We start from the raw sequence: 21470 nt of genomic DNA, 5'->3' as shown, positions 1-21470 counted from the left end.
ATGAGGTCGAAAAGACTGGGCCTTGTCGGGGGAGCTCTGCTCTTGGCTGCCATGCTCGCGCCGCGGACGGCCTCCGCGTCGGGCTACTCGGTAGCGCGCTTTGGTGGCGAGCACGGGCACCCCACGACGACGAATGCCACCGCCATCTACTACAACCCCGCCGGTATCGGGATGAGCGAGGGCATCCACGCCTTCGTGGACGTGTCCGCTGCGTGGCGGCGCGTGACCTGGGAGCACTCTGCGGCGCCCACGGACGACACCAGCGTGGATGGCGCCAACACCGGCCGCGCGAAGATGTTCAACGTGCTCGCGTCGCCCATGCTCGGCGTCACCGGTAAGTTCGGTGACTTCGCCGTGGGCGCCGGGTTCTCCACGCCCTTCGGCGGTCAGAGCACCTGGGACACCAACGACAAGTTCGACGGGGACACGGCGCACCCCGGTCCGGTGGACGGCATCCAGCGCTGGTACGCGATCTCGGGCAAGATCCAGTCGAGCTTCATCACGTTGGCCGCCGCCTACGAGTTCCCCGACGCTCACCTGAGTGTCGGTCTCTCCGGCAACCTGATCCTCTCCAAGATCGAAACGCTGCGGGCAAAGACGATCCTCTCGGACAACAACCCCAGCGCGAGCAGCGAGGGTCGATCCTACCTCGACGTGAGTGGTGTCGACTTCAGCATGGGCGCGGGCGTGATGTGGGAGGCCATGCCGGATCAGCTGTGGATTGGTGCTTCCTACCAGTCTCGGCCAAATTTCAGCGGCATGAAGCCGCTGGAGGGCACGCTCACGACTCGACTCCCCTTGGTGCCCGAGAGCGTGGCGGACGTGGAGCTGGACTCGGATCTGCCCGACGTCTACCGCCTCGGCTTCCGCTTTCGGCCGGAGCAGGACATCGAGCTGCGCTTGTTCGGGGACTACACGCGCTGGAGCGTGCTCAAGCGCCACTGCGTCTACCTCAAGGGCACGGGCTGCAACTTCGAGAACGAGGCGACCGGCAGGACGACCAACGAGGTCCAGATCAACCAGCCGCGCGACTGGAAGGACACCTTCGGCGTGCGCGCCGGAGCCAGCGTGTGGATGACGAAGGCCACCGAGGTCTACGCCGGCGCCGGCTTCAGCTCCAACGCGGTTCCCGAAGACACGCTCGAGCCGGCGCTGCCGGACTGGGACGGCGTGTCGCTCAGTGCGGGTGGCCGCTTCGAGATCGTGGACGACGTCCATCTGGACACCAGCTACACCCAGCTCATCTACTTTCCGCGGGACAACACCGGAAAGAGTGAGCTGCCCCAGCTCGAGGCGCTGAGCAAGGGCCCCGACACCGGCGGCGTGTACAAGCAGATGGTCGGCGTGCTCAACGTGAACGTCGACGTCGCGTTCTAGAGGCAGCACTACGCCCGCGCTCCCCAAGCTCCAGCTGTTTTCGGGCAAGGGCGGCGTGGGCAAGTCCACGCTGGTTGCGGCCGCCGCGCTGCAAGCCGCGAGCGTCGGCCAGCGCCCGTTGATCGTGGAGCTCGGCCATCGGGCGACGATGGCGGGCATTTTCGGCCGCGGGGACATCGGCTACGCGCCGGTGAGCGTGGGCAACGGCGTTTCGGCCTGCAACATCGAGCCCGGGCCCGCGCTGGAAGCCTACGCCAGCCGTCAGCTGCGCATGAAGGGGCTGTCGCGAGTGCTGACGCGCAGCGATGCCTTGCAGAGACTCCTGGACGCGGCGCCGGGCGTCGTGGAAGTGCTGACGCTCAACACGTTCCGCGAGCTGGCCCTCGGCGATCGTTTCGATCCCGTGCTGGTGGACCTGGACGCGACGGGGCACGCCTTGATGCTCTTGTCCCTGCCGCAAGTGCTGGACGAGCTCGTGGGTCCGGGCCGCTTCCGGCGTGCGCTCTTTTCCAGCGTGGATCTGTTGGAAGATCCGGCGTGGACGCGGCTGCACCTGGTGACCGTGCCAGAGCCGATGGTCGTGAACGAGACGCTGGAGCTCATCGACCGGCTCCGTAGCGAGCACGGAGTGCCGCTCGGTGCGTTGATCGTGAATCGAGTGCCCGCGCCGCCCCTGTCGGCCGCGACCGGCCGAGCGATTCCCGCCCTGAGCCGCTTTGCGGGCGCGGAGCGCGACGAAGGGCTGAGCGACGACATCGCGCTGGCGGAGCGACAGCTCCAGCTCCACGAAGTGACGATGGCGGAGATCCGTCGCGCGCGGACCCACGCCGGTCTGGGCGTGATCGAGCTTCCGCGCAGCCCCGACATCAGTCTGGAGGGGCTCACGGAGCTGGGAGCGCGGCTGTTCGAGCAGATGAGGGCGCTTTCGTGACCGCGCTGTCGGAGTCCACGTCCGGTGCGCGCTTGGTCGCGTGCGTGGGACCCGGAGGCGTCGGCAAGACCACGGTGGCGGCGGCCCTCGGAGTGGCGGCGGCGCGGCGAGGAGAGCGTGTGTTCGTGCTCACCATCGACCCGGCCAAGCGCTTGGCGGACGCCTTGGGCATCGGCCTCTCCGACAAGGCGGTGCGGGTGCCGCTGGAGGCGCCAGGGGAGCTCTACGCGGCGATGGTCGACACCAAGTCGAGCTACGACGCCCTCATTCGCCGCGTGGCCGCCAGCGAAGCGGACATCGAGCGCATTTTGGGCAACCCCGTGTACGACGCTTTCTCGCGAACGTTGGCGCGTTCCCACGCCTACGCCGCGGCGGAGCGCGTGTACCACGCCCTCGAGCACGACCACTACGACACCATCGTGCTCGACACACCGCCGCTCCGGAGCGCCCTCGACATCTTGGACGCCCCCGGTCGGCTGACGTCGTTCCTCGAGTCCGGCGTCGTGCGCGCCATGCTGGAGCCCAGCGCGGGGCCGCTCTCGCGGCTCTTGCCTTCTGGTGGTGCGGCGGTGCGGCGTTTGCTCTCCTTGGCGGCGAGCCAGCGGCTGACGGATCAGCTGGTCGGATTCTTCGCGGCCCTTTCGGATCTCGGTCCCGGATTTCTGGAGCGCGCCGAGCGCGTGCGGCAGCTCCTGACCAGCTCCGGAGCGGCCTTCGTTCTGGTGTGCTCACCCGCGCCCACGAGCTTGGACGACGCCGCCTACATGCGCGACGGCCTGGCGGAGCGCGACATTCCGCTCCGCGCCTGCGTGGTGAATCGCGCCTTCGTGGGGGAGCCGCGGGATCCTTCGCGCCCGCTGCGGGCGAGTGAGGTCCGCCTCGGCGAGGTACCGGAAGAGCTGGCGGAGGCCCGAGCGGAGCTCGCCCTCTTGCGCGCGCAGGTGGCAGCGCGCAATCGACAGGCCGAAGCGCGGATCCGCGACTTTGCCCACCAGCTATCGCGCACCACGCGTCTCTTCGTGCTGCCGGAGATGCTGAACGAGGTCGGCGACGTAGCCCATCTCGAGCGGCTTTCCACGATGCTCGAGCACGCCGAGCATCGTCGCGACCTGATCCACAGCTGACGGTTTCTTGGGGTTGGTCCGGCGCGAATCCCGTCGCGTTGATGCCTGAGGCTTGACAGCGCGTCTCCGCCTTGTCACATGCACTGCTCCCGTTTCAGCTGCGCCGACGTCCGGCGCGCGGACGAAACGAGGGTCGGAGCGATGGGCGCCGTCAGAGACTTCGTTGTTCGTCATTACAGGCATTTCAATGCCGCAATTTTGGTGGATGCTGCTCGCGCCTGGGAAAAGCATCTCGATAAGGGCGGCAAGATGTTTCTGACCATGGGCGGCGCGATGAGCACCGCCGAAATTGGTCTCGTGCTCGCCGAGTTGATCCGCCGCGACAAGGTTCACGGCCTGTGCGTCACCGGCGCCAACATCGAGGAGGACGTGTTCAATCTCGTCGCCCACGAGAGCTACAAGCGCGTCCCCAACTTTCGTGAGCTCACGCCGCGGGAAGACAAGGCCCTGCTCGAGCAGGGGCTGAACCGCGTGACGGACACCTGCATTCCGGAAGACGAGGCCATGCGCAAGATCGAGCACCACATGCTCGACCTGTGGAAGGCCGCGGAAGCCAAGGGCGAACGCCGCGCACCGTACGAGTATTTCTACCAGCTGCTTCGCAGCAAGGTGCTGGAGCCGGACTACGACATCGATCCGCGAGGCTCCTGGCTGCTCGCCGCTTCGGACAAGAACCTGCCCATCTACGTGCCCGGCTGGGAAGATTCCACGCTCGGCAACATGTTCACGGCGGCGGCGATGCAGAAGAAGCTCGGCGGCTTCGGTTGCATGAAGTTCGGCGCCGAGCAGATGGCCATGCTCATCGATTGGTACCGCGAAACGGACAAGAACCACCGCCTCGGCTTCTTTCAGATCGGCGGAGGTATCTCGGGGGATTACCCCATTTGCGTGGTGCCGCTGATTCGTCAGGACATGAAGCAGGACGTGCGAACCTGGGGCTATTTCTGCCAGATCAGCGAGGCCAAGACGAGCTACGGGTCCTATAGCGGCGCGCCGCCCAGCGAGAAGATCACCTGGGGCAAGCTGGACGTGGACACCCCGCGCTTCATGATCGAGTCGGACGCCACCATCGTGTTCCCGTTGATTGCGGCATTTTTACTCGACATGTGAGCGGCCGAGGCTCTGCTATCTTCGGCCATCGCTCTTCGCCGCCTCAATCTTGTCGGCTTTGCCCTGGTGCTCTGGGCGCAAGGCGCTCGCGCTGACGAGGCGCTGACCACGGCGACGTGGTCGCCGTCCGAGAGCTCCGTTCCTCCCGCGTCGGAGGCGCCGCCCGACAAGCCGCGGGACGCGGAGCTGGATCCCGCCCAGCGGGCGCTGGCCATCGCGGCCGCGGCGGGGCCCGGGGTCGTGGTGCACGGCTTGGGGCACAGCGCCGCGGGCAAGCCGAAGACGGCCCAGCGACTGCTTGCCGCCGAGGGCGTCGGTCTCGGGCTCATCGCCGCCAGCGGCGTGGGGCTCGCGCTCACTGGCGCGAGTCGTTACGTGGTGGCGCCCCTGGCGCTGACGGGCATCGCCGGCTTTGCCGTGTTCGGCACGTCGTGGCTCGCGGACGTGCACGGCGTAGCGACGGATCGCGAAGGTGCCGGCACGCCTCTGGATGCCGTGCCCGTCGTGGTCTCCGAAGCCGGGTATCGCTACGTGTACGACCCGCAGTTCCGCTATCGAAGCTTCCTCGTGGAGGGCGCGGACCTGCGTTTCGGTCGGCTGCGCGTGTCGCCCAGCGGCTGGTTCGCGCTGGACGACGACAACGCGCGCCTCCGGCTCGAAACGGCGTGGCGCCTGTCGGGCCCGACCCCGCACCGCCCCACGCCGGGGAGCGCCAGCTTCGTCGATCTGGAGGCGGCGGTGACGCACCATCGCTACGACAGCGACGGCTTTCGCCGCGCGACGGCCGAGGTGTCCGCGTTGGGGCGCTGGGACCTCCGGAACTTCGATCCCGCCCTGGCGGGCTCCTTTGCCGAGGTCGGTGCGGGCTTCGCGCTGTCTCGAGTGAGCTATCGCATCGACGGCATGCAGCTCGATCCGGAGCTCGAAGACCTGCTCTTGGCGCGTTTCGGCTTCGGCTTCTGGCTCGGGGATCCGACTCGGCGCGGCAGCGAGGTGCGCCTCTACTACGATCACCGCCACGACGACTACGCCGCCGGCCTCATCGTCACCGGGCTCGCCAGCGGCGTTGCCGGCCACTTTGGCGTGGACGCACGCACCTTCTTCGACGAGCGCTGGGGAATGCGTCTCGACGCCCAGGTCGGCGCCGCGTGGATCGCGGGCCTGTCGCTTCTGTACCGAGTGGGGAGCTCGCCATGAAACGTTTGCTGCTCTTCGTCATCCTTCTGAGCTTCGTGTCCTGCATCCGCCCTAGCGAGGAGCGCGCGGAGCGGGATCTCGACATCGGCAAGGCCAGTGCGGGCGGCGTCTCCTTCGAGGTGGCCGGCGGACTGGCTGCCGTGCGCTCCGCCAAGGCTGGGGAAATCGTGCTGTGGAACAGCGCGCCGGCGCTGCGCCTGGTCGCCACGGTGAAGACCGGGGGCAGCTGGGTGCTGCGGGTGCAGAACGCGCTGCCCGACCTCGAGCTCTCCGCCACCGCAAACGGCGCCGCCCTCGACGCCACGGTCCTCGACAGCCCGCTCGTCACCCGCAAGGCCTGGCGCATCGAGCTTCCGGCGAGCTCCACCGTGATCATCGATCTCGCGCCCCCGGACGCGAAGGATCTCTCGCCCTGGCGCTTCGCCGTGATGAGCGACGTGCAAGAAGCCATCGATCGAGTGGGCGACATCTACGCCAAGGTCAACGAGCAGAAAGACGTGCGCTATCTGGTGGGCGCGGGGGATCTCACCCAGCAAGGCGGCGACGATGAGCTCGAGCGCTTCCAGAACGAGCTCCGGGCGCTCCGTGTTCCGTACTACACCACGCTGGGCAATCACGAGCTCGGCCACTCTCCGACGCCGTATCAAGACTGGTTCGGCCGCGCGAGCTTCTCCTACGTGTACCGCGGCGTGCGCTTCTCGATGATCGACTCCGCCAGCGCAACCATCGACCCCATGGTGTACGACTGGCTCGACGGCTGGCTCGCCGCTGCCAAGGGTGGCGTGCACGTGGTGGCCATGCACGTGCCGCCGGTGGATCCCATCGGCGTGCGCAACGGCTCCTTTGCATCGCGCAACGAAGCCGCGAAGCTGCTCACCCGTCTGGCCGAGGGCAAGGTGGACCTCACGCTCTACGGCCACATTCACTCGTACTACGACTTCGACAACGCCGGGATCCCGGCCTACATCTCCGGCGGCGGCGGCGCGATCCCCGAGCGCTTCGACAAGATTGGACGCCACTTCTTGGTGGTGGACGTCGACCCCGAGCAGGGCATCCAAGACGTGAGCGTGGTCCGCGTCGACTGATGTCGGGGCGGCGCGGAAGCTCAGTGCTCCGTGCTCGGCTCCGAAAGCGCGAAGGACGCGATCTCGGCTTCGAACAGCTCGCCGCCGTCGAGCAGCATCTGGTAGCTGCCGTGCATGGATCCGAACGGCGTCTTCAGCGGGCAGCCGGAGGTGTACTCGAAGCTTTCGCCCGGACGCAGCACGGGCTGCTGCCCCACGACGCCGGGTCCCCGCACCTCCTCGATGTGACCGGTGGCGTCGGTGATCACCCAATGCCGCTGAAGCAGCTGCACCGTGCGGTCCCCTTCGTTGCCGATGGTGACGGTGTACAGGAAGAACCACTCGCGGCGTGAAGGCTCGGAGTGAGCCGGCGAGTACTCGGAGCTGACGTGGACGCGGACCCCGCGGGTCGTGGCTTCGGATTGGGGCACGGTCTACTCCTTAGAACAGGGACGCGCGCGAGGGAACCGGCGTTGCCCGCCGCTCGGTCTTGGCGCAAACTCCCCGCGATGTTGCGTGCTCTCGCATGGGGAATGGTCGCGGCGGTCGTCGTGCTCGCCGGCTGTAGCAGGGACGACGAAGGCGCGGAGGGTCGGAAAGGCGCCGCGGCGCAGGCGACCGAAGCGCCTCCACCCCCACGGGCCGGAGGGGTGAAGCTCCCCTTCAAGATCGCAACGAACAAGCTCGCGGGTCGCGGCCGCAAGATGGACGCCGGCCTGCGCGACGCCGCGACGGATCACTGAATCAAGCGGGCGGCGGCTCCCGCGCGGCCACCTTCGCCATCGCTTCGGCAAGCAGCCGGTGGCGCCAGCCGCCGAGAGTGGCGTTCACGGCGGCGTCGAAGCTCTCGTGCTCGAGCAGCGCGCGGCGGAGCTTCTTCAGCACGCGGCCGGGAAGCGCCAGCTCCGGAGCGACGGTGAGCGCGGTACAAACTTCCGCCCGTAGGAACGCGAGCCAGGCGTCGATGCGGATCTCCTCGAAGGTGGCATAGGGCGGTGGGTCGATGGGCACGAAGCGCGAGCCGTCGGCTTCGGCCGTGGCGCGCATCAAGCGGCCCACCAGACGCTCGCCTTGCTCCTGCGCCCAACGCCGTGGAACGCCCTTGATGCGCGCGAGGTCGGCGCCGCTCTCGGGCAAGCGCGCCGCGATGCTGAGCAGCGTCTTTTGCTCCGGCGCGAAGCGCCGCTCTCGGGGCGAAAGCTCGTTGTGCCACGTGATCAAGAAACGGAGCGCGGCTTGGCTGTGCACGTCCAATTGCCAGGCGTTCCGGAAGTCTTCCAGGGCGATGGGCTCCGGCGGATCGCTGGAAGGCCAAGTGAGATCCGCGCTCGCTTCCCGCACGATGTCGAGGCGACCGAGGCTCTCGAGCTTCCTTCTCAGCTCGGCGTGCATCTCGGGCAGGTGCTCGATGTCGGAGGCGGCATAGGCGAGCTGGGAATCCGGCAGCGGCCGCCGCTTCCAGTCGTCCGCCTGGTGCGCCTTGCCGCTGCGCAGGCCGAGCATGCGAAACTGCAGATAGGCGAGGGACACGCTGGGCTCCGCGCTGGTGAGACCCCAGGCCACCTGGGTGTCGAACAGTCGCGGCGGCGTCTCGAGCTTCAGGCGATCCACGAGCAGGGGTACGTCTTGCTGCCCCGCGTGCAGCACCCACTCCGCGTCGGCTTTGCCCAGGGCGCGGGTGAGGGGAGCAAGGTCCGACAGACGCAGGGCGTCGATCAAGTGGATGCTGCCGCCGCTCGAGAGCTGCATCACGCACAACGTGGTCCCCTCCCGTGTGGCCTCGAACTCGGTGTCCAGATAGAACGTGGAGCCTTCCTCCAGCTCTCGCACCACGCGGTCCAGCTCCGCTCGGCTGTCGATCAAATGCATCCGCCCAGCGTAGACCAGAACCGGGGCGCTACCGTGTAGGAGACGCGAGCTTTCCGTTTCGCGCCAGCGAAACGCAGGCTGCCGAGCTGGCTTTTGTTGGTTCGCCGCGGATCCCACGCGGCGCGTCACTCACGCCTCTTGACAGCGGAGCCGCTCCGAGCGACCGGATCGCGCGTGTCGGCGAGCTATTTCGACGTCGATGGGACGCTGATCAGCACCAACCTGGTGCATCCCACGCTGTTCTATCTCAAGAACCAGGGCACTCCGGTGCAGACGGCCCTGAGCATTGGTCGCGCCCTTCTGCGCGCGCCGGCCATGGGGTTGGCGGAAATGGCCGACCGCCGCACCTTCAACGAGCTTCTGTATGCGTCCTACGCGGGCATGAGCGAGGACCGGCTGGTGCTGCTCTCGGACGAGGTGTTCGATGACGTGATCCGGCCTGCGGTCTTTCCGTCCGCCAAAGAGCTGGTGCGCACGAACCTGGACCGCGGGCACACCGTGGTGCTCATTTCGGGCGCGTTGGATTTTCTGGTGCGGCGCTTGGCGGACCACCTGGGAGCCCAGGAGATCATCGCCAATCGCTTGGAGCTGAAAGCGGGCATCGCCACCGGGAAGCTGCTCAAGCCCGTGGTGGCGGGGCCCGAGAAGGCGCGCTTGATTCGAGAGCACGCCCGCGAAAACGGCCACGATCTCGACGAGTGCTACGCCTTCAGCGACAGCTACTCGGATCTTCCGATGCTCAGCGTGGTGGGCCACCCGGCCGCGGTCAATCCCGACCCGCGCCTGCGCCTGCTCGCCAAGGCCTATAGCTGGCCGAGCTTCGATCTCAGAGCCTCAGCATGACCCATCCGTGTCTCGTCACGTTGGAGCGCGACAGCGCTCCGCGAACCGTGTTCTCCGGCGACCGCCTGGTCGAGATCGATCTGCCCGTCGGCACGCGCTGCATCTATCCCAAGCCGCCGGTGATGCCGCTTCGGGATCCGGACGCCGCGATCCGCTACGCCATCAACCACCCCGAGGGCTCGGAGCCGCTGTACGCGAAGCTGCGCCCGGGGATGAAGGTCACCATCGCGGTGGACGACCTCAGCCTGCCGCTGCCGCCCATGCGCCGCCCGGACAACCGCGAGCGCGTGCTCACGGTGGTGCTCGAGATGCTGGCGGACCACGGCGTGGAAGACGTCGAGATCATCATCGCCACGGGCATTCACCGTCGCATGAAGGCTGCGGAAGTCCGCCACATGGTGGGGGATCGTATCTTCGACGCCTACTGGCCGGATCGCCTGTACAACCACGACGCGGAGGACCGCGATAACCTCGCCGTGATCGGCACCACGGACCAAGGCGAGGTCGTGGAGATGAACCGCCGCGCGGCCGAGAGCGATCTGATCGTGTACGTGAACACGACCTTCGTTCCCATGAACGGCGGGCACAAGTCGCTGATGTGCGGCCTCACCAGCTATCGGAGCCTGTCGCACCACCACAACCCGGAGACGATTCGGGCCTGCGACAGCTACATGGATCCGGAACGGAGCGAGCTGTCGTGTCGCCTCACCCGCATGGGGCGCGTGGCCAATGCCGCCCTCAACGTGTTCACGGTGGAGACCACGCTCAATAACCGCATGTTCGATCGCCCGCTCGAGTTCTTGGCCAAGAACGAGGACGACCTCGACGGCCGCGAGCGCTTGCTGCTCAAGGGCCTGGTGGCGTCCACCGCGCGGCTGCCCCAAGCGGCGCGCCAGGCCCTGTTCGACAAGTTTCCCGCGCCCTACGGCATGACCGGTGTGTGGGCCGGCGAAACCGAAGCCGTGCACGCGAAGACTCTGGAAAAGTGCTTCGACCAGTACGTGGTGCCGGTAGATGCGCAGGCCGACGTGCTGGTGCTGCCGATTCCGTACATCAGCCCCTACAACGTGCATGCGTTCCTCAATCCGCTGCTCGTGAGCGTGCTGGCCCAGGGCTACTTGTTCAACATGTACCGGGGCAAGCCGCTGTTGAAAAAGGGCGGTACCATCGTGCTCCTGCACCCGTGCTCGGACAAGTTCGACCACGAGCAGCACGCGCCCTACATCGACTTCGTGCACCGCCTATTGCCGGAAACGCGGGACGCGGTGGAGCTCCACAAGCGCTACGAGCGCAAGATGGCGAGCGACCCGGCGTTCATTCACATGTTCCGCACCGGGCACGCCTACCACCCGGCCCACCCGTTCTACATGTGGTACTGGGGCGAGAATGGGCGCCAGCACGCGGGCCGCGTGATCGTCGTCGGCGCCGACAACGAGTACATGCCGAAGCTCCTCGGCTGGGAAACAGCGCCCAGCATGGACGACGCGCTCTACCGCGCCCGCGCCGGAGAGGCCCGCACGCTGGACGTCACGCTGCTGCACGTCCCGCCCATCGTCATGGGCGAGATCCGCTGAATGAAGAGTATGTTGGTTCGCCGCGGAACCAAGCGGCTCCGCGCCGACCGCCAGAAATGGGCTGCACTGAGAGATTTCGTCGCCGCCTTGTCGAGTGCGCTACGGTTACGGTGATGCGGTCTACTCTGCTGCTGCTCTCCTTGCTGCTGGCTCAAGCCTGCCAACCGGCGCCCAGCAGTGGCCGTACCGGTGCTCCGCCCCAGGACGCCGCCGCGAGCTCGGACGCGGGAACGGACGGGCAAAGCGCGGCAACCACGCTCCGGGTGGCGACCTTCAACGTGCATCTCTTTTTCGACCCGACGTGTGACTCCGGCAGCTGCGGCCCGGGAGATTTCGAGCAGGCTCCTTCGCAGACGGCGTTCGATTCCCGCGCGGAGGCCATCGCAAACGCCATCCGCTCGCTCGACGCGGACGTGATCTCACTGCAGGAGCTCGAGACGCAGGTGTCCATGGAAGCGCTGTCGTCGCGCTTGAAGGATCTGTATCCGACGACGGTGTTCGTGGAGACCGGAGCGCCCGGGTCGATGGACGTGGCGGTGTTCGGCAAAGGAAAGCTGCTCGAAGCGCGCAAGCATCGGGACATGCCGCTCAAGCGGCCCGACGGCTCGTCGACGACCTTCTCCCGGGAGTTCTTGGAGGTGCATCAACAGATCGGCGGACGTCGCGTGATCGCTTTCGCGGCCCACTTCCGCTCCAAGAACAACGACGACCCCGGCCGCCGCCTGGCGGAGGCGCAGGCGGCGCACGACATCGTGGTCGCGTCGACCCAGGAGTTCCCGGACGCCGTCGTGGTGTTGGCCGGGGATCTCAACGACACGCCCGGCTCGCCGCCGATCAGCGCGCTGGAGAGCGGCAACGTGCTGCTCCGCGCGGCGAGCGATCTGCCCCTGGCGGAGCAGTACACCTACCAGTGGAACGGTCACGGCGAAGCCATCGACCACGTGTACCTCGCCACCTCCGCCCAAGGGGCCTACGTCCCGAGCAGCGCGAAGGTCGTGCACGACCCGAGCGGCTGGGGCCTGGCCGCGTCGGACCACGCTGCCGTCACTGCCGACTTCGCGCTCTCGCCCTGAGCCGTTTTCTTGTCGGTCCGCCGCGGAAACGAAGTTACCGCGCTGCCCCGACAAACCCATGCAACGGGAGCTACTGGAACGTGACCTCGACCAGCTGGGTGCCCACGAAGTCGAACTTCACCGACGCGCTCAGCTCGTCTCCCGACGGCGTGCCCCCGTAGGGGAGCTCACACGAGCCCGTGGCGTCCGGGACGCAGGGACAGATGCCGACGTCGAGACACACGAGCTCGGTCATCGCCGTGACACTCACGGCGTAGGTGCCCGGCGCCGCCGTCACGCGTTGGGAGCAGGTGGGCGGTGCGTACTGGGGCTCGTAGTAGCAGGCGTTGGGCATGTTCCGCAGCGGATAGTCGAAGGCAGCCCAGCCGGTGTCGAAGTGGCCGCCGGGCATGATCATGACGGTGCTCGGGAGCATGCAGGCGTCGGGGCACCAATCGCCTTGCTTCTGCAGCAGCTGACAGGTGTTGCCGCAGCCGCTGGCGGACAGCGCCACGGGGCCGCTCGGGCCTTCGAGGGAGAACAACTGAGCGGGACCGCAGCTGTTGCCGCCGCCGAGGTAGATCGGGGTGGAGCGCTTGTTGATCAGGCGGAAGGTGACGGTGTCGCCGGAGTTTTGATCTTCGTAGCCGTCGCAGCTCAGGCCTCCGGTGCCGGCCATGCCTCCCGTCGCTCCGGTGCCGCCGACGGCGCCGCTGCCACCGACGGCGCCGCTGCCACCGACGGCGCCGCTGCCGCCGACGGCGCCGCTGCCGCCCGTGCCTGCCGAGGCGCCGTTGCCGCCGGTGTTGCCGTCACTGGTGGCGGAGCCGCCGCAGGCGGCGACCAGAGCAGCGGAAGCGATGATGAGACCGGGGGCGAAGGCGGAGCGAGTCATGGCCCTTTCATCAGCAACCCGCGTGCCGGCTCTCCCGCGGGGAATTCCCGGCGTTTTCGCCCAAAGTGTGCCAACCCGGCGTGCCACTTCCGGACGGGCGCGTCGGGGCCGAAAACTTGGTCTCGGGGCCGCCGAGCCGCTATCCGCAGCAGACCATGGTGACGTTGACCTGCGCCGAGCTGAGCGCCTACCCCGGAAGCACCGACACCGAGCGAGAGCTCGCCCACCACGCGGAGCAGCGCCAGCGGCCCAAGCGCCTGGGGACCACGGCGCGGCCGCAGCGCATCGACCTGCGCCCCTTTCCCGGGCGGGACCGCGGCGAGCGGATCGCGAACTATCTCATCGCCCACGTGCCGCGGGCGGCCACCTGGTCCCCCGAGGCGCTGCGCGAGCTCGCTGGCAAGCTCGCGCAAGACGCCGACATCATCGAGTAGTCAGCGCTTCCGCTTGCGCGGAGCCGGGGCGTTCACGCCGGCGAAGGTGAGGCTCTTCTCGAGCTTCTTTTGACGGCGCTTCACCGCGTCTTGCAGCATCTGGTTCGCTTCGCGGAGCTTCTTGCCGAGACGAAGCCCGCGTTTCTTCATCTTCGGATCCGAGAGCAGCGCATAGGTGAGCCAGGGCACCGCGAGGGTGACGTCGGCGCGGCAGTACACGCTGCCCTTCTCCACGCTCTCGGCGCTGGTCTTGCCCCAGGTGTGGCCTTCTGCGGCGGTGGCGCCGGACAGCGCGCCGTTGTCGCTGACGTCCACGCAGATCTGGACGTCGATGTCGAAACCCGGCGTGGGCACGTCGAAGATCTGCGACAGCAAGGGTTCGCCCTGCAGCGTGTAGTTCTTGGGTACGCCCCCGCCGAACATCCACACGGCGAGCTTCTTGCCGAGCTTCTTTTCGGCGTAGTGCTGCACGGCTGCCATCTCGAACACGTCGGCGATGGGATCGATCTCGCACGAAAAAGCGTCGCCCAAGAGCGCCTTGAGCTTCACCACGTTCAGGAAGATCGAGCCGTCTTGCACGGCGCCCACGAAGATGGGCACGTCGTGGCGATAGGCGGTGGAGAGCAGCGAGGGTTCCGTGACGCCCAGGGCGTCTTCCAGCGCGGCCATTTCCTCGCCCAACAGCCGATGGAACTCCGGCGTGGTCATGCGCTTCTGGAACTTGGGCTTGGAAATGATGGCCGAGAACAGGCGATCGGAGTCGAGCAGCGCCTCTTCCGGAAACGCCAGGTCGTAGATGCGGATGATGCGCGCCTTGCGCATCGCCAGGTCCCCGGAGTTGGGGTCGATTTCGTGGACGGCGTGACCGATCACGCGGTGTGCGTCGTGGTACAGGTTCGCGCCGGTGGTCGTGATCACGTCGATGAGACCGCGCTCGATCAACGGAATGATGCTCGAGGCGTGCAGGCCCGCCGGAGTCATGGCGCCGGAAAGCGTGAGGAACGTAGCGGCGCCTTGCTCTACCGTCGCGCGCATGAGCTCGTAGGCGACGCGCAGGTTGCGACCGGCGTAGGCGGGGAACTTGTCGGCGATGATCTCCGCGGGGCGCTCGTTGCCACGGATCGCGGACGGATGGACGGTTCTCGAGCGCGCCAGCTTCTGGCGGACGGGATGAGTCATGGGCCGCGAGTATGGCGGGGTTTTCCGCGCCAGCGCTACCTCTGGGTGGAGGGATGCGGCGCTCGCAGGCGGGGCGCCTCCACCCACTCGTCCCACTCCGAGCCCCAGCCCAGGTAGTGGATCTTGGTGAGCCCGGCTCGGCTGTGCAGCACTTCTCCAGGCCACCAGCTGCCGTGCCACTCGACCTCGACCCGCTGGCCGCGGCTCGGGTTGTGCAGCGGAGGGCGGACGGCGGCGGAGCGAACGCGGCTCGGGGGCGCCCACTCGTCCCACTCGGGGCCCCAGCCCACGTAGTGGACGCGGGTCATCGTGCCCCGGGTGCGCACCACCACGGCCGGCCACCAGCTGCCCTGCCACTCCACCTCCACTCGCTGAGCGCGGGCGGGGGTCGACGTGGCGATGGGCGCGGGGCTCGCCTGAGCCACCGGGACCGCGAGACAAGGGGCGAGAGCGACCAGCCAGATCCATCCCTTCATGGAAGGGACAACGCCGGCCGCCCTCGGGAGCTTTCAGTTGGGGTTGGGTTTGGGCGTCTTGGCCGTGGACTTGGGCAGCTCGGGCTTCTTGATGAGGTCGCTGGGCACGTCCCCGGTGAGGGCGTTCAGGAAGGCGACGATGTCCTTCACCTGGGCCTCCTCGAGGCGCTTGCCGAGCTGGTGGTCGGCCATGATGGTGACCGCCTGCTCCAGCGTGGTGGCCGAGGCGTCGTGGAAGTAGGGGCCGGTCTTCGCGATGTTACGCAGGACGGGCACCTTGAACATCATCTTGTCGCTGTCGTTCTTGGTGACCTCGAAGCGGCCCTGGTCCTTCTGATTGGGCCAGGGCTTTACCAAACCGGCCTTCTGATACATCTGGCCGCCCACGTAGGGACCTGCGTGGCATGTGGTGCAGCCGGTGTCCATGAACAGCTTCGCACCGCGCTTCTCTTCGTCCGTGAGCGCGCTCGCGTCTCCGCCGATGAACTTGTCCCAGCGGGAAGGTGTGACCAGCTTGCGCTCGAAGGCACCGATGGCCTTGCCGAAGTTGTCGAAGCTCACCGCGGTCTTGTCGTCCGGGAATGCCTTCTTGAACGCGTCCACGTACTCCGGAATGGAATTGATGACCGCCAGCACGTCCTTGTCCGCGGGCATGGCCATCTCGACGGGGTTGGTCACGGGACCCTTGGCTTGTTCTTCCACGTCCGCGGCGCGGCCATCCCAGAACTGAACGAACTGACCCGCAGCGTTGTAGACCGTAGGCCCGTTGCGTCCGCCCTTTTGTCCCTTGTGGCCTTCGCTCACGGGCTTGCCGTCCACGCCGAACTTCTCCAGGTCGTGGCAGCTGTTGCAGGAGATGTCCTGGTTCTTGGAGAAGCGCGCGTCGTAGTAGAGCATGCGCCCGAGCTCCACTTTGGGCTCGGTGATCGGGTTCTTCTCGGACGTCATCTCCTTGGGCAGCGCGCCGAAGGCACTGACGTCACTGGGTGAGAGCTGTGCCGGTGCGGGGGCCGCGCTGGGCGCGGCGGCGGCCGATGTCGTTGCTGCCGGCTCCGGCTTCTTTTCTTCCTTGCAGGCCGCGAGCAGCGCGGCGCCGCATACGCTGAGAATGAGGAGGTTTTGGCGCGTCATGGGCGCCTTCTTAGCCATTTCTGACGCGAGCGTCGCACCGCGCATGACGGATGCCGGGGCGCTCAGACGCCGTGTCCGCGCGTGCGGACGCATGGCAAATGCGCCCACCGGGGTCACTGCGCTTGAGCAATGCTTCGAGCAGTGCGAAGACTCCGCCATGGCGTTGCCGCGGCTATCGACCCTCGCGCTCGTCGTGGCGCTCGCTGTCGGCTGCGAGCGGAGCGAGCCGAAGCCGAAGAGCCCGCCGCCCGAGCCGCCGCCCGCGCCCCTGGCGAGCGCGAGGCCCGCTGTGGACGCGGGCCCCGCCGATGCCGCCGGGGACGCGCCGCCGCCGGAGCTCGCCTTCGATCCCGCGGCCCTCGATGTCCTCGCCGCCGACGCGCGCGCGACGGACTCCGCCGCACTGGTCGTGATCCACGACGGTAAGGTGGTCCGCGACGAGTGGTATTCGCGGCGTAAAGACCCCATTCAGACGATGAGCATCACCAAGAGCGTGCTGTCTTTGACGGTGGGCTGTTTGGTGGACGAAAAGAAGCTCGCCGTGGATGACCCTGTCGGCCGCTTCTACCCCGAGTGGCACAAGGGCGAGCACCAGGGCATCACCGTACGCCACCTGCTGACCCACAGCTCCGGCATCGACGAAGGCAAGGGCACCGGCGTCATCTATCGTAGCAAGAGCTTCGTGGGGCTCACGCTGTCGTCCCCGCAGGTGAACCCGCCGGGGACGCATTTCGAGTACTCGAACCGCGGCGCCAACCTACTCGCAGGGGTGATCGCCAAGGCCGCGGGCGAGCCCACCGAGAAGGTCGTGGCCCGCTGCCTGCTGCGGCCGCTGGGAATTGAGAGCTACTGGTGGAGCAAGGACAAGACCGGCCAGGTGCACGGCTTGGCGGGGCTCCACCTTCTGCCTCGGGACCTGGCCAAGATCGGCGAGCTGGTGCTGGGCGAAGGCGAGGTCGACGGCCAGCGCGTGGTGAGCGCCGACTGGATCCGACGGAGCACCGCAGAGCTCGCGGCGGTGCAGCCCAAGAACCGGCGCCTGGGCATGATGTGGTGGCTCTTGCCGGAGTGGTCCAAGCGCACCCTGGACGAAGAGCTGTTCGAAGAATGGCGCGCCGGCGGCGTGGGGGAAGCGTTCATCGAAAAGGTGCGCCCGCTCTCCGGCAAGAGCTACGACAGCACCGTCGCGCTGGTGGCGGCGCTCCGCGAGCGCTTCGGCGACCCCACGCTGAAGGAGTGGAACGACACTCTCTACGAGCAGAAGCTGCCGGACGTGCACTGGTCCTTCGGGCCCATCGTCGGGGTCTACTCCGAGGGCACCTTGGGGCAGTTCGTGGTCGTGGTACCGCGGTACCGGCTGGTGGCGGTGCGCATGCGCCGCATGCCCAAGGACGCCAAGGACAAAGCCGTGGTGGAGAAGAACTTCCCGGACTTTCCCGCACGGGTGCTGGACCTGATGCGCCCGGTGAGGTGACGCAACGTTTGCGTCTCGGTCTGTCGCTCGCAGAACCGCCACTCCGACAGGAGTATCGAATCGCGCGCCGGCGCACGGACGGCATCGACATACGCATGAACCCGCCCGGCGGCGGCGCACCCGTTGTCGTCGCCTCGCGCCTCGAGTGGCAAGAGCGATCGGTCATGTCGGTTGCCGCTGGCGCCACCTCGCCGTCCATGCAGCTCGATCGGGAAGCCAAGCGGCGGCCCAGCGACGATTCTTCCCACCGGGCAGCTTGTCGGTTCGGCGCGGAATCAGCCGGCGCGCGCAGGCCGCCTATCGCGGAACGAGCAGCCCCAGTGCACGACGAAGCAGCTCTTCCAGCGAGAGGATGCGGGCTTCTCCAGCGAGCTTCTCCGTCGCCTTCTTGGCTTCGGCCTTTTTGAACCCTTGGCTCGTGAGGGCCAACAGGAGCTTGTCTTGCTTCTCCCGCGCCTCGGTGTCCTCAGCGTCTGAATGCCTTCGCTGACGAAGGCGAATCGATTTCGTTTCGAACGCGCGCCCATTGGGCGTACGTGCGTAGCGCAGGCGTTGTGCGAACGAGATCGGCGAAATGGGAGCGCGGAGCGTCCGAAAGCTCGTCAACTGAAATCGCATTCTCGGTGTCGAATTCTGTCGTCCGCTTCGCACTCGTCTCGCATCGTCACAGCTTCAGATCTTCGGACCGCTTGGCCCGCCCTCGAACGGCGCGCGGTCACGGCGGCGCATCCGTCCGTGGCTCTCGCCGGAGTGGCATCGGAGGTGGTCAACCCAGGTGAACAATGGGTCTAGGTGCGCGAGCTTGAGCTATGCTCTCTATCCGTGTCTCCCAAGGCGGAGTCTTTCGACGTGCGGGCGCCGGATGGCGTTCGCATTCGCGCGCACAAGGTGGGCAGCGGACCGCACCGTTGGCTGTTGGTGCCCGGGATGGGTACGCCGCTCTTGTGCTGGAAGCACATTTTCGAAGCCTTCGCCGATCGCATGACGATCGTGACCTGGGACCAGCGGGGCTGCTTCGACTCCGATTCGCCGCCGCGAGAGCGGCTGGCCTTCGAGTATCACGTGGAAGACGCGCTGGCGGTGCTCGATGGTCTCGGCTGGGACGAGCCCTTCGTCACCGGCAGCTGGAGCATGGGCGTGCAGGTGGGGCTCGAGCTCTTCGCGCGGCGCAAGCAGCAGGTAAAGGCGCTCACGCTGATCAACGGCGCCTACGAGCACGTGCTGTCCACGGCCTACGGCTCGAATGCGACCACGCCGCTCTTGAAGGCCGTGCTGCGCACCGGCGTGCGGGCATCTCCGCTGCTCATGCCGCTCACGCGGCGACTCTTGGCCAGCGGCGCGGTGGGGCGCTTCATGGATGTGACTCGGACGAGCACCGCCAACGCGGAGTTCGTGACGGCGGTCACGCGCGAGCTGGCCCGGGTGGATCTCGGTAACTACCTGGCCATCTTGCTGGCGCTGGACGAGCACTCCGCGGCGCCGGTGCTCTCGCACGTGAAAGTGCCCACGCTGATCACCGCGGGGGCAAAGGACGTGGCCACACCGCCCGGCGTGATGCAGCGCTTGCGAGAGCGCATCCCGCACGCGGAGTACGTGACCTTCGAGCGCGGCACCCACTACACGCCGCTCGAATACCCCGCGGAGCTGAACGCCGCGCTGGAGCGCTTCTTTGCCCGCGTGTTCGGCGCGGACTGGGTCGCGAGTGGGTAGGCCCTGGTTCGCAGTGCTGCTGCTCTTGGCCGGGTGCACGCGGGAGCCACCGCCGCGGGCGGCGTCACCGGCGCCGCCCGTGGTGGATGCCGGTGTGCGTGAGGTGCTGGACGCGGCGACGGAAGACGCGCACGCCGCGGACGCCGAAGCCGATGCCCACGACGCCGCGCCGCCACCGCCGGCCGTGTTTGCCACGCTGCCGGAGCCTGCGGGCACCTGGCTGCATCCGCCGGCCACCCCGACGCCCGGAGCGCCGCTGGTCGTGTTCCTGCACGGCATGTGCGCGCTACCCGAGTGGGAGTGCCCGGTGTTTCGCCCCGCCGCAGATGCCGCCTGGCTCCTGTGCCCGCCCGGCCCCACGCCCTGCCAGGGCGGCGGCGCGATGTGGACCGGCAGCGACACGCGCATCGAAGGGCAGATCGGCACGGCCATCGGCGGGCTTCCCGAGGGCGTCGACCTCGAGCGCCGCGCGCTCATCGGCTACTCCCTGGGTGCGCCGGCCGCGCTGCGCATGACGCTGCGCGAGCCTGGTCGCTGGCAGCGCTTGATGATCGTGAACGCGTCCGTTGTGCCCAGCGCCGCGCAGCTGACGCGCGCCGGGATCACCCGCATCGCGCTCGTTTCCGGCGGCCGCGATCGCACCACGGCCAAGCTCCAGGCCGGCGCCCGCACCCTCGCGCGCCAGGGCGTGGACGCGCGCTACTTCAGCATGGGCCCCGTGGGTCACTACTTCGACGCCGAGAGCAGCGAGCGCCTGCGCGAGTCCATCGAGTGGCTCCTCTCCGGACTCTGAGGGCGGTTTCCGCGGCGGACCAACACCCTCCTGCCCCAAGAGCATCCGCATGTCGGTTCGCCGCGGAACCACAGGTCATTGCTCAGGATTCGTCGAAAGTACGCAGATGTAAGTTGGTGTAAGACAAGGCCGCCTTAGCCTCTGAGCAACGAGGAGGCGCTCATGTCATCACGAAGCATTCTGGCCGCTGCGGTTCTGCTGGTTGCGTGCTCGAACGGCGCGGAGCCCATCACCGGATCGCCGGGCAAGGGCGCGGAGTCCAACCCGCCCGTCGATGGAAAGACCGACAGTGCTGCCGGAGTCATCGAGCACTCCACGCCCATCCAGGACCTGCACGAGGTGGGGCTGAGCTTCACGCAAGAGGTGAGGGGACATGCGTACACGTTCGAGCTGGGCAAGAGCGAGCACGTCGTGATCCACACGGATCTGTTCAGCGGCACCACGGGACCCGAGGTGGACACCGTGCTCTATCTGTTCAAGCAAGGCGACAACGGTTGGGGACACTACCTGCGTCGCAACGACGACGATCCGTCGCGCAAGGGGTCGCTGTGGTCGCGCATCGAGCAAGATCTGGAACCCGGCAAGTACCGAATCCTGGTGAAGGCCTTCAGCAAGTCCGCCCGGGGTGACTTCGGGCTGAACATGGGCTGCCAAGACGGCGTGTGCGAGTGGCCCAACGGTACCGGCGGTCCGGACGCAGAGGGAGTGGGAACACCAGATCCAGTGGGCACCGGCACCGTGAGCGTGAGCGTGCCGCTGTTGGACGAGGCCGACGAGCAGCCCTTGAGCCGTTTCAACGCCCAGCTGTCTGCTGCGGGCCTCCCGACGTTTCCGGACAGCATCGTCATCTCCAGCAAGAGCGGCAGCGCGCTTTTGAGCGAGCTCCACGATCTGGCGAAACAGGCGGCGCGCGCCGACGTGCTCGCCATCACCCAGGCTCAGCTGCTGCAGGCTGCGCCGCTGGGGCTATTGCTGGACTTCGGGCTGTGTCATGGCGGAGACGGCGCGGCGCTGCCGACGCTGCTCGGAAGCCTCGCGGACTCCGTGCTGTCGGACATGTTCTACGTGTACGGCTGGAAGGCGGAGAACCAGTCCGCGTACGACGTGTGGCACGAGCCGACCAAGAGCTCGCCGGTCTTCGACGAATGGAACGCCTCTCAGAACGGTGTGTTCTTGGTCTGGTTCGAGACCGAGACCGACGACATGTTCACGGGCACGATTCCGAAGTGCCAGTGAG

Annotated in this window: 22 protein-coding genes; 15 read left to right on the top strand and 7 right to left on the bottom strand. The window is 67.5% G+C overall.

Going from position 1 to position 21470, the window contains the following annotated elements; genetic code table 11:
- From H6717_16615 to H6717_16590, 6 genes are all read left to right on the top strand, one after another.
- A complete protein-coding gene (locus tag H6717_16615) occupies positions 1-1377 on the top strand; it encodes an outer membrane protein transport protein (GenBank protein ID MCB9578652.1) in 1377 nt (458 codons plus the stop codon).
- A gap of 55 nt (positions 1378-1432) precedes the next feature.
- A complete protein-coding gene (locus tag H6717_16610; GenBank protein ID MCB9578651.1) occupies positions 1433-2308 on the top strand; it encodes a hypothetical protein in 876 nt (291 codons plus the stop codon).
- Positions 2305-3432 (top strand): ArsA family ATPase, encoded by a 1128-nt coding sequence (locus tag H6717_16605; GenBank protein ID MCB9578650.1) that lies wholly within the window; start codon positions 2305-2307, stop codon positions 3430-3432. The genes H6717_16610 and H6717_16605 overlap by 4 nt, the downstream gene beginning before the upstream one ends.
- 141 nt (positions 3433-3573) lie before the next feature.
- On the top strand, positions 3574-4542 hold the full coding sequence (locus tag H6717_16600) for a deoxyhypusine synthase family protein (GenBank protein MCB9578649.1): 969 nt from the start codon (positions 3574-3576) through the stop codon (positions 4540-4542).
- Between the two features lie 66 nt (positions 4543-4608).
- The gene (locus tag H6717_16595; GenBank protein MCB9578648.1) at positions 4609-5739 is read left to right on the top strand and encodes a hypothetical protein; all 1131 of its coding nucleotides are present in this window, start codon (positions 4609-4611) and stop codon (positions 5737-5739) included.
- On the top strand, positions 5736-6824 hold the full coding sequence (locus H6717_16590; GenBank protein ID MCB9578647.1) for a metallophosphoesterase: 1089 nt from the start codon (positions 5736-5738) through the stop codon (positions 6822-6824). Before H6717_16595 ends, H6717_16590 begins: the two co-directional genes overlap by 4 nt.
- A 20-nt stretch (positions 6825-6844) precedes the next feature.
- On the opposite strand, the gene apaG is transcribed toward H6717_16590, so the two are convergent.
- Complete coding sequence (gene apaG, locus H6717_16585) at positions 6845-7234, bottom strand: Co2+/Mg2+ efflux protein ApaG (protein MCB9578646.1); 390 nt, start codon at positions 7232-7234, stop codon at positions 6845-6847.
- A gap of 102 nt (positions 7235-7336) precedes the next feature.
- Between apaG and H6717_16580 the strand changes: the two genes are divergently transcribed.
- Complete coding sequence (locus tag H6717_16580; GenBank protein MCB9578645.1) at positions 7337-7546, top strand: hypothetical protein; 210 nt, start codon at positions 7337-7339, stop codon at positions 7544-7546.
- Between the two features lies 1 nt (position 7547).
- Here H6717_16580 and H6717_16575 read toward each other — a convergent pair whose 3' ends face one another.
- Positions 7548-8672: an HRDC domain-containing protein gene (locus tag H6717_16575; protein ID MCB9578644.1), complete on the bottom strand. Its 1125-nt coding sequence runs from the start codon at positions 8670-8672 to the stop codon at positions 7548-7550.
- A 174-nt stretch (positions 8673-8846) separates the two neighbouring features.
- On the opposite strand from H6717_16575, the gene H6717_16570 reads away from it, so the two are divergent.
- The 3 genes from H6717_16570 to H6717_16560 all read left to right on the top strand — a co-directional run bounded on the left by H6717_16570 (position 8847) and on the right by H6717_16560 (position 12162).
- Complete coding sequence (locus H6717_16570) at positions 8847-9515, top strand: HAD family hydrolase (GenBank protein MCB9578643.1); 669 nt, start codon at positions 8847-8849, stop codon at positions 9513-9515.
- Entirely contained in the window at positions 9512-11089 is a 1578-nt protein-coding gene (locus tag H6717_16565) for a DUF2088 domain-containing protein (GenBank protein ID MCB9578642.1), read from the top strand. Before H6717_16570 ends, H6717_16565 begins: the two co-directional genes overlap by 4 nt.
- 113 nt (positions 11090-11202) lie before the next feature.
- Complete coding sequence (locus H6717_16560) at positions 11203-12162, top strand: endonuclease/exonuclease/phosphatase family protein (GenBank protein MCB9578641.1); 960 nt, start codon at positions 11203-11205, stop codon at positions 12160-12162.
- Positions 12163-12232: 70 nt separating this feature from the next.
- Here H6717_16560 and H6717_16555 read toward each other — a convergent pair whose 3' ends face one another.
- Complete coding sequence (locus H6717_16555; GenBank protein MCB9578640.1) at positions 12233-13036, bottom strand: hypothetical protein; 804 nt, start codon at positions 13034-13036, stop codon at positions 12233-12235.
- A gap of 155 nt (positions 13037-13191) precedes the next feature.
- On the opposite strand from H6717_16555, the gene H6717_16550 reads away from it, so the two are divergent.
- Complete coding sequence (locus H6717_16550; GenBank protein MCB9578639.1) at positions 13192-13470, top strand: hypothetical protein; 279 nt, start codon at positions 13192-13194, stop codon at positions 13468-13470.
- Here the strand turns inward: H6717_16550 and H6717_16545 are convergent, their stop codons facing one another.
- Genes H6717_16545 through H6717_16535 form a run of 3 tightly spaced genes read right to left on the bottom strand, consistent with a single transcriptional unit; the run spans position 13471 to position 16256 of the window.
- Positions 13471-14649: a deoxyhypusine synthase family protein gene (locus H6717_16545; GenBank protein MCB9578638.1), complete on the bottom strand. Its 1179-nt coding sequence runs from the start codon at positions 14647-14649 to the stop codon at positions 13471-13473. It lies immediately after the preceding gene.
- Between the two features lie 35 nt (positions 14650-14684).
- Positions 14685-15125 (bottom strand): hypothetical protein, encoded by a 441-nt coding sequence (locus H6717_16540; protein ID MCB9578637.1) that lies wholly within the window; start codon positions 15123-15125, stop codon positions 14685-14687.
- A 33-nt stretch (positions 15126-15158) separates the two neighbouring features.
- Entirely contained in the window at positions 15159-16256 is a 1098-nt protein-coding gene (locus H6717_16535; protein MCB9578636.1) for a cytochrome-c peroxidase, read from the bottom strand.
- 91 nt (positions 16257-16347) lie between these two features.
- Here H6717_16535 and H6717_16530 point away from each other — a divergent pair, with 91 nt between their 5' ends.
- Entirely contained in the window at positions 16348-17730 is a 1383-nt protein-coding gene (locus tag H6717_16530) for a serine hydrolase (protein ID MCB9578635.1), read from the top strand.
- A 297-nt stretch (positions 17731-18027) separates the two neighbouring features.
- On the opposite strand, the gene H6717_16525 is transcribed toward H6717_16530, so the two are convergent.
- Positions 18028-18336, bottom strand: coding sequence for a hypothetical protein (locus H6717_16525; protein MCB9578634.1), 309 nt, complete (start codon positions 18334-18336; stop codon positions 18028-18030).
- A gap of 216 nt (positions 18337-18552) precedes the next feature.
- On the opposite strand from H6717_16525, the gene H6717_16520 reads away from it, so the two are divergent.
- The 3 genes from H6717_16520 to H6717_16510 all read left to right on the top strand — a co-directional run bounded on the left by H6717_16520 (position 18553) and on the right by H6717_16510 (position 21469).
- Positions 18553-19440 carry an alpha/beta hydrolase gene (locus H6717_16520; GenBank protein MCB9578633.1) on the top strand — a complete coding sequence of 296 codons (888 nt, stop codon included), beginning with the start codon at positions 18553-18555 and terminating at the stop codon, positions 19438-19440.
- A 13-nt stretch (positions 19441-19453) separates the two neighbouring features.
- Positions 19454-20233 (top strand): hypothetical protein, encoded by a 780-nt coding sequence (locus H6717_16515; GenBank protein ID MCB9578632.1) that lies wholly within the window; start codon positions 19454-19456, stop codon positions 20231-20233.
- Between the two features lie 162 nt (positions 20234-20395).
- Positions 20396-21469, top strand: a complete 1074-nt coding sequence (locus H6717_16510; GenBank protein MCB9578631.1) for a DVUA0089 family protein — start codon at positions 20396-20398, stop codon at positions 21467-21469.
- Position 21470 lies beyond the last annotated feature (1 nt).

The sequence above is a fragment of the Polyangiaceae bacterium genome (genome assembly GCA_020633235.1).
Classification (GTDB): domain Bacteria; phylum Myxococcota_A; class Polyangia; order Polyangiales; family Polyangiaceae; genus JACKEA01.
Note: the sequence above shows the minus strand (reverse complement) of the source record. Positions and strands in the feature narration are given on the sequence as shown.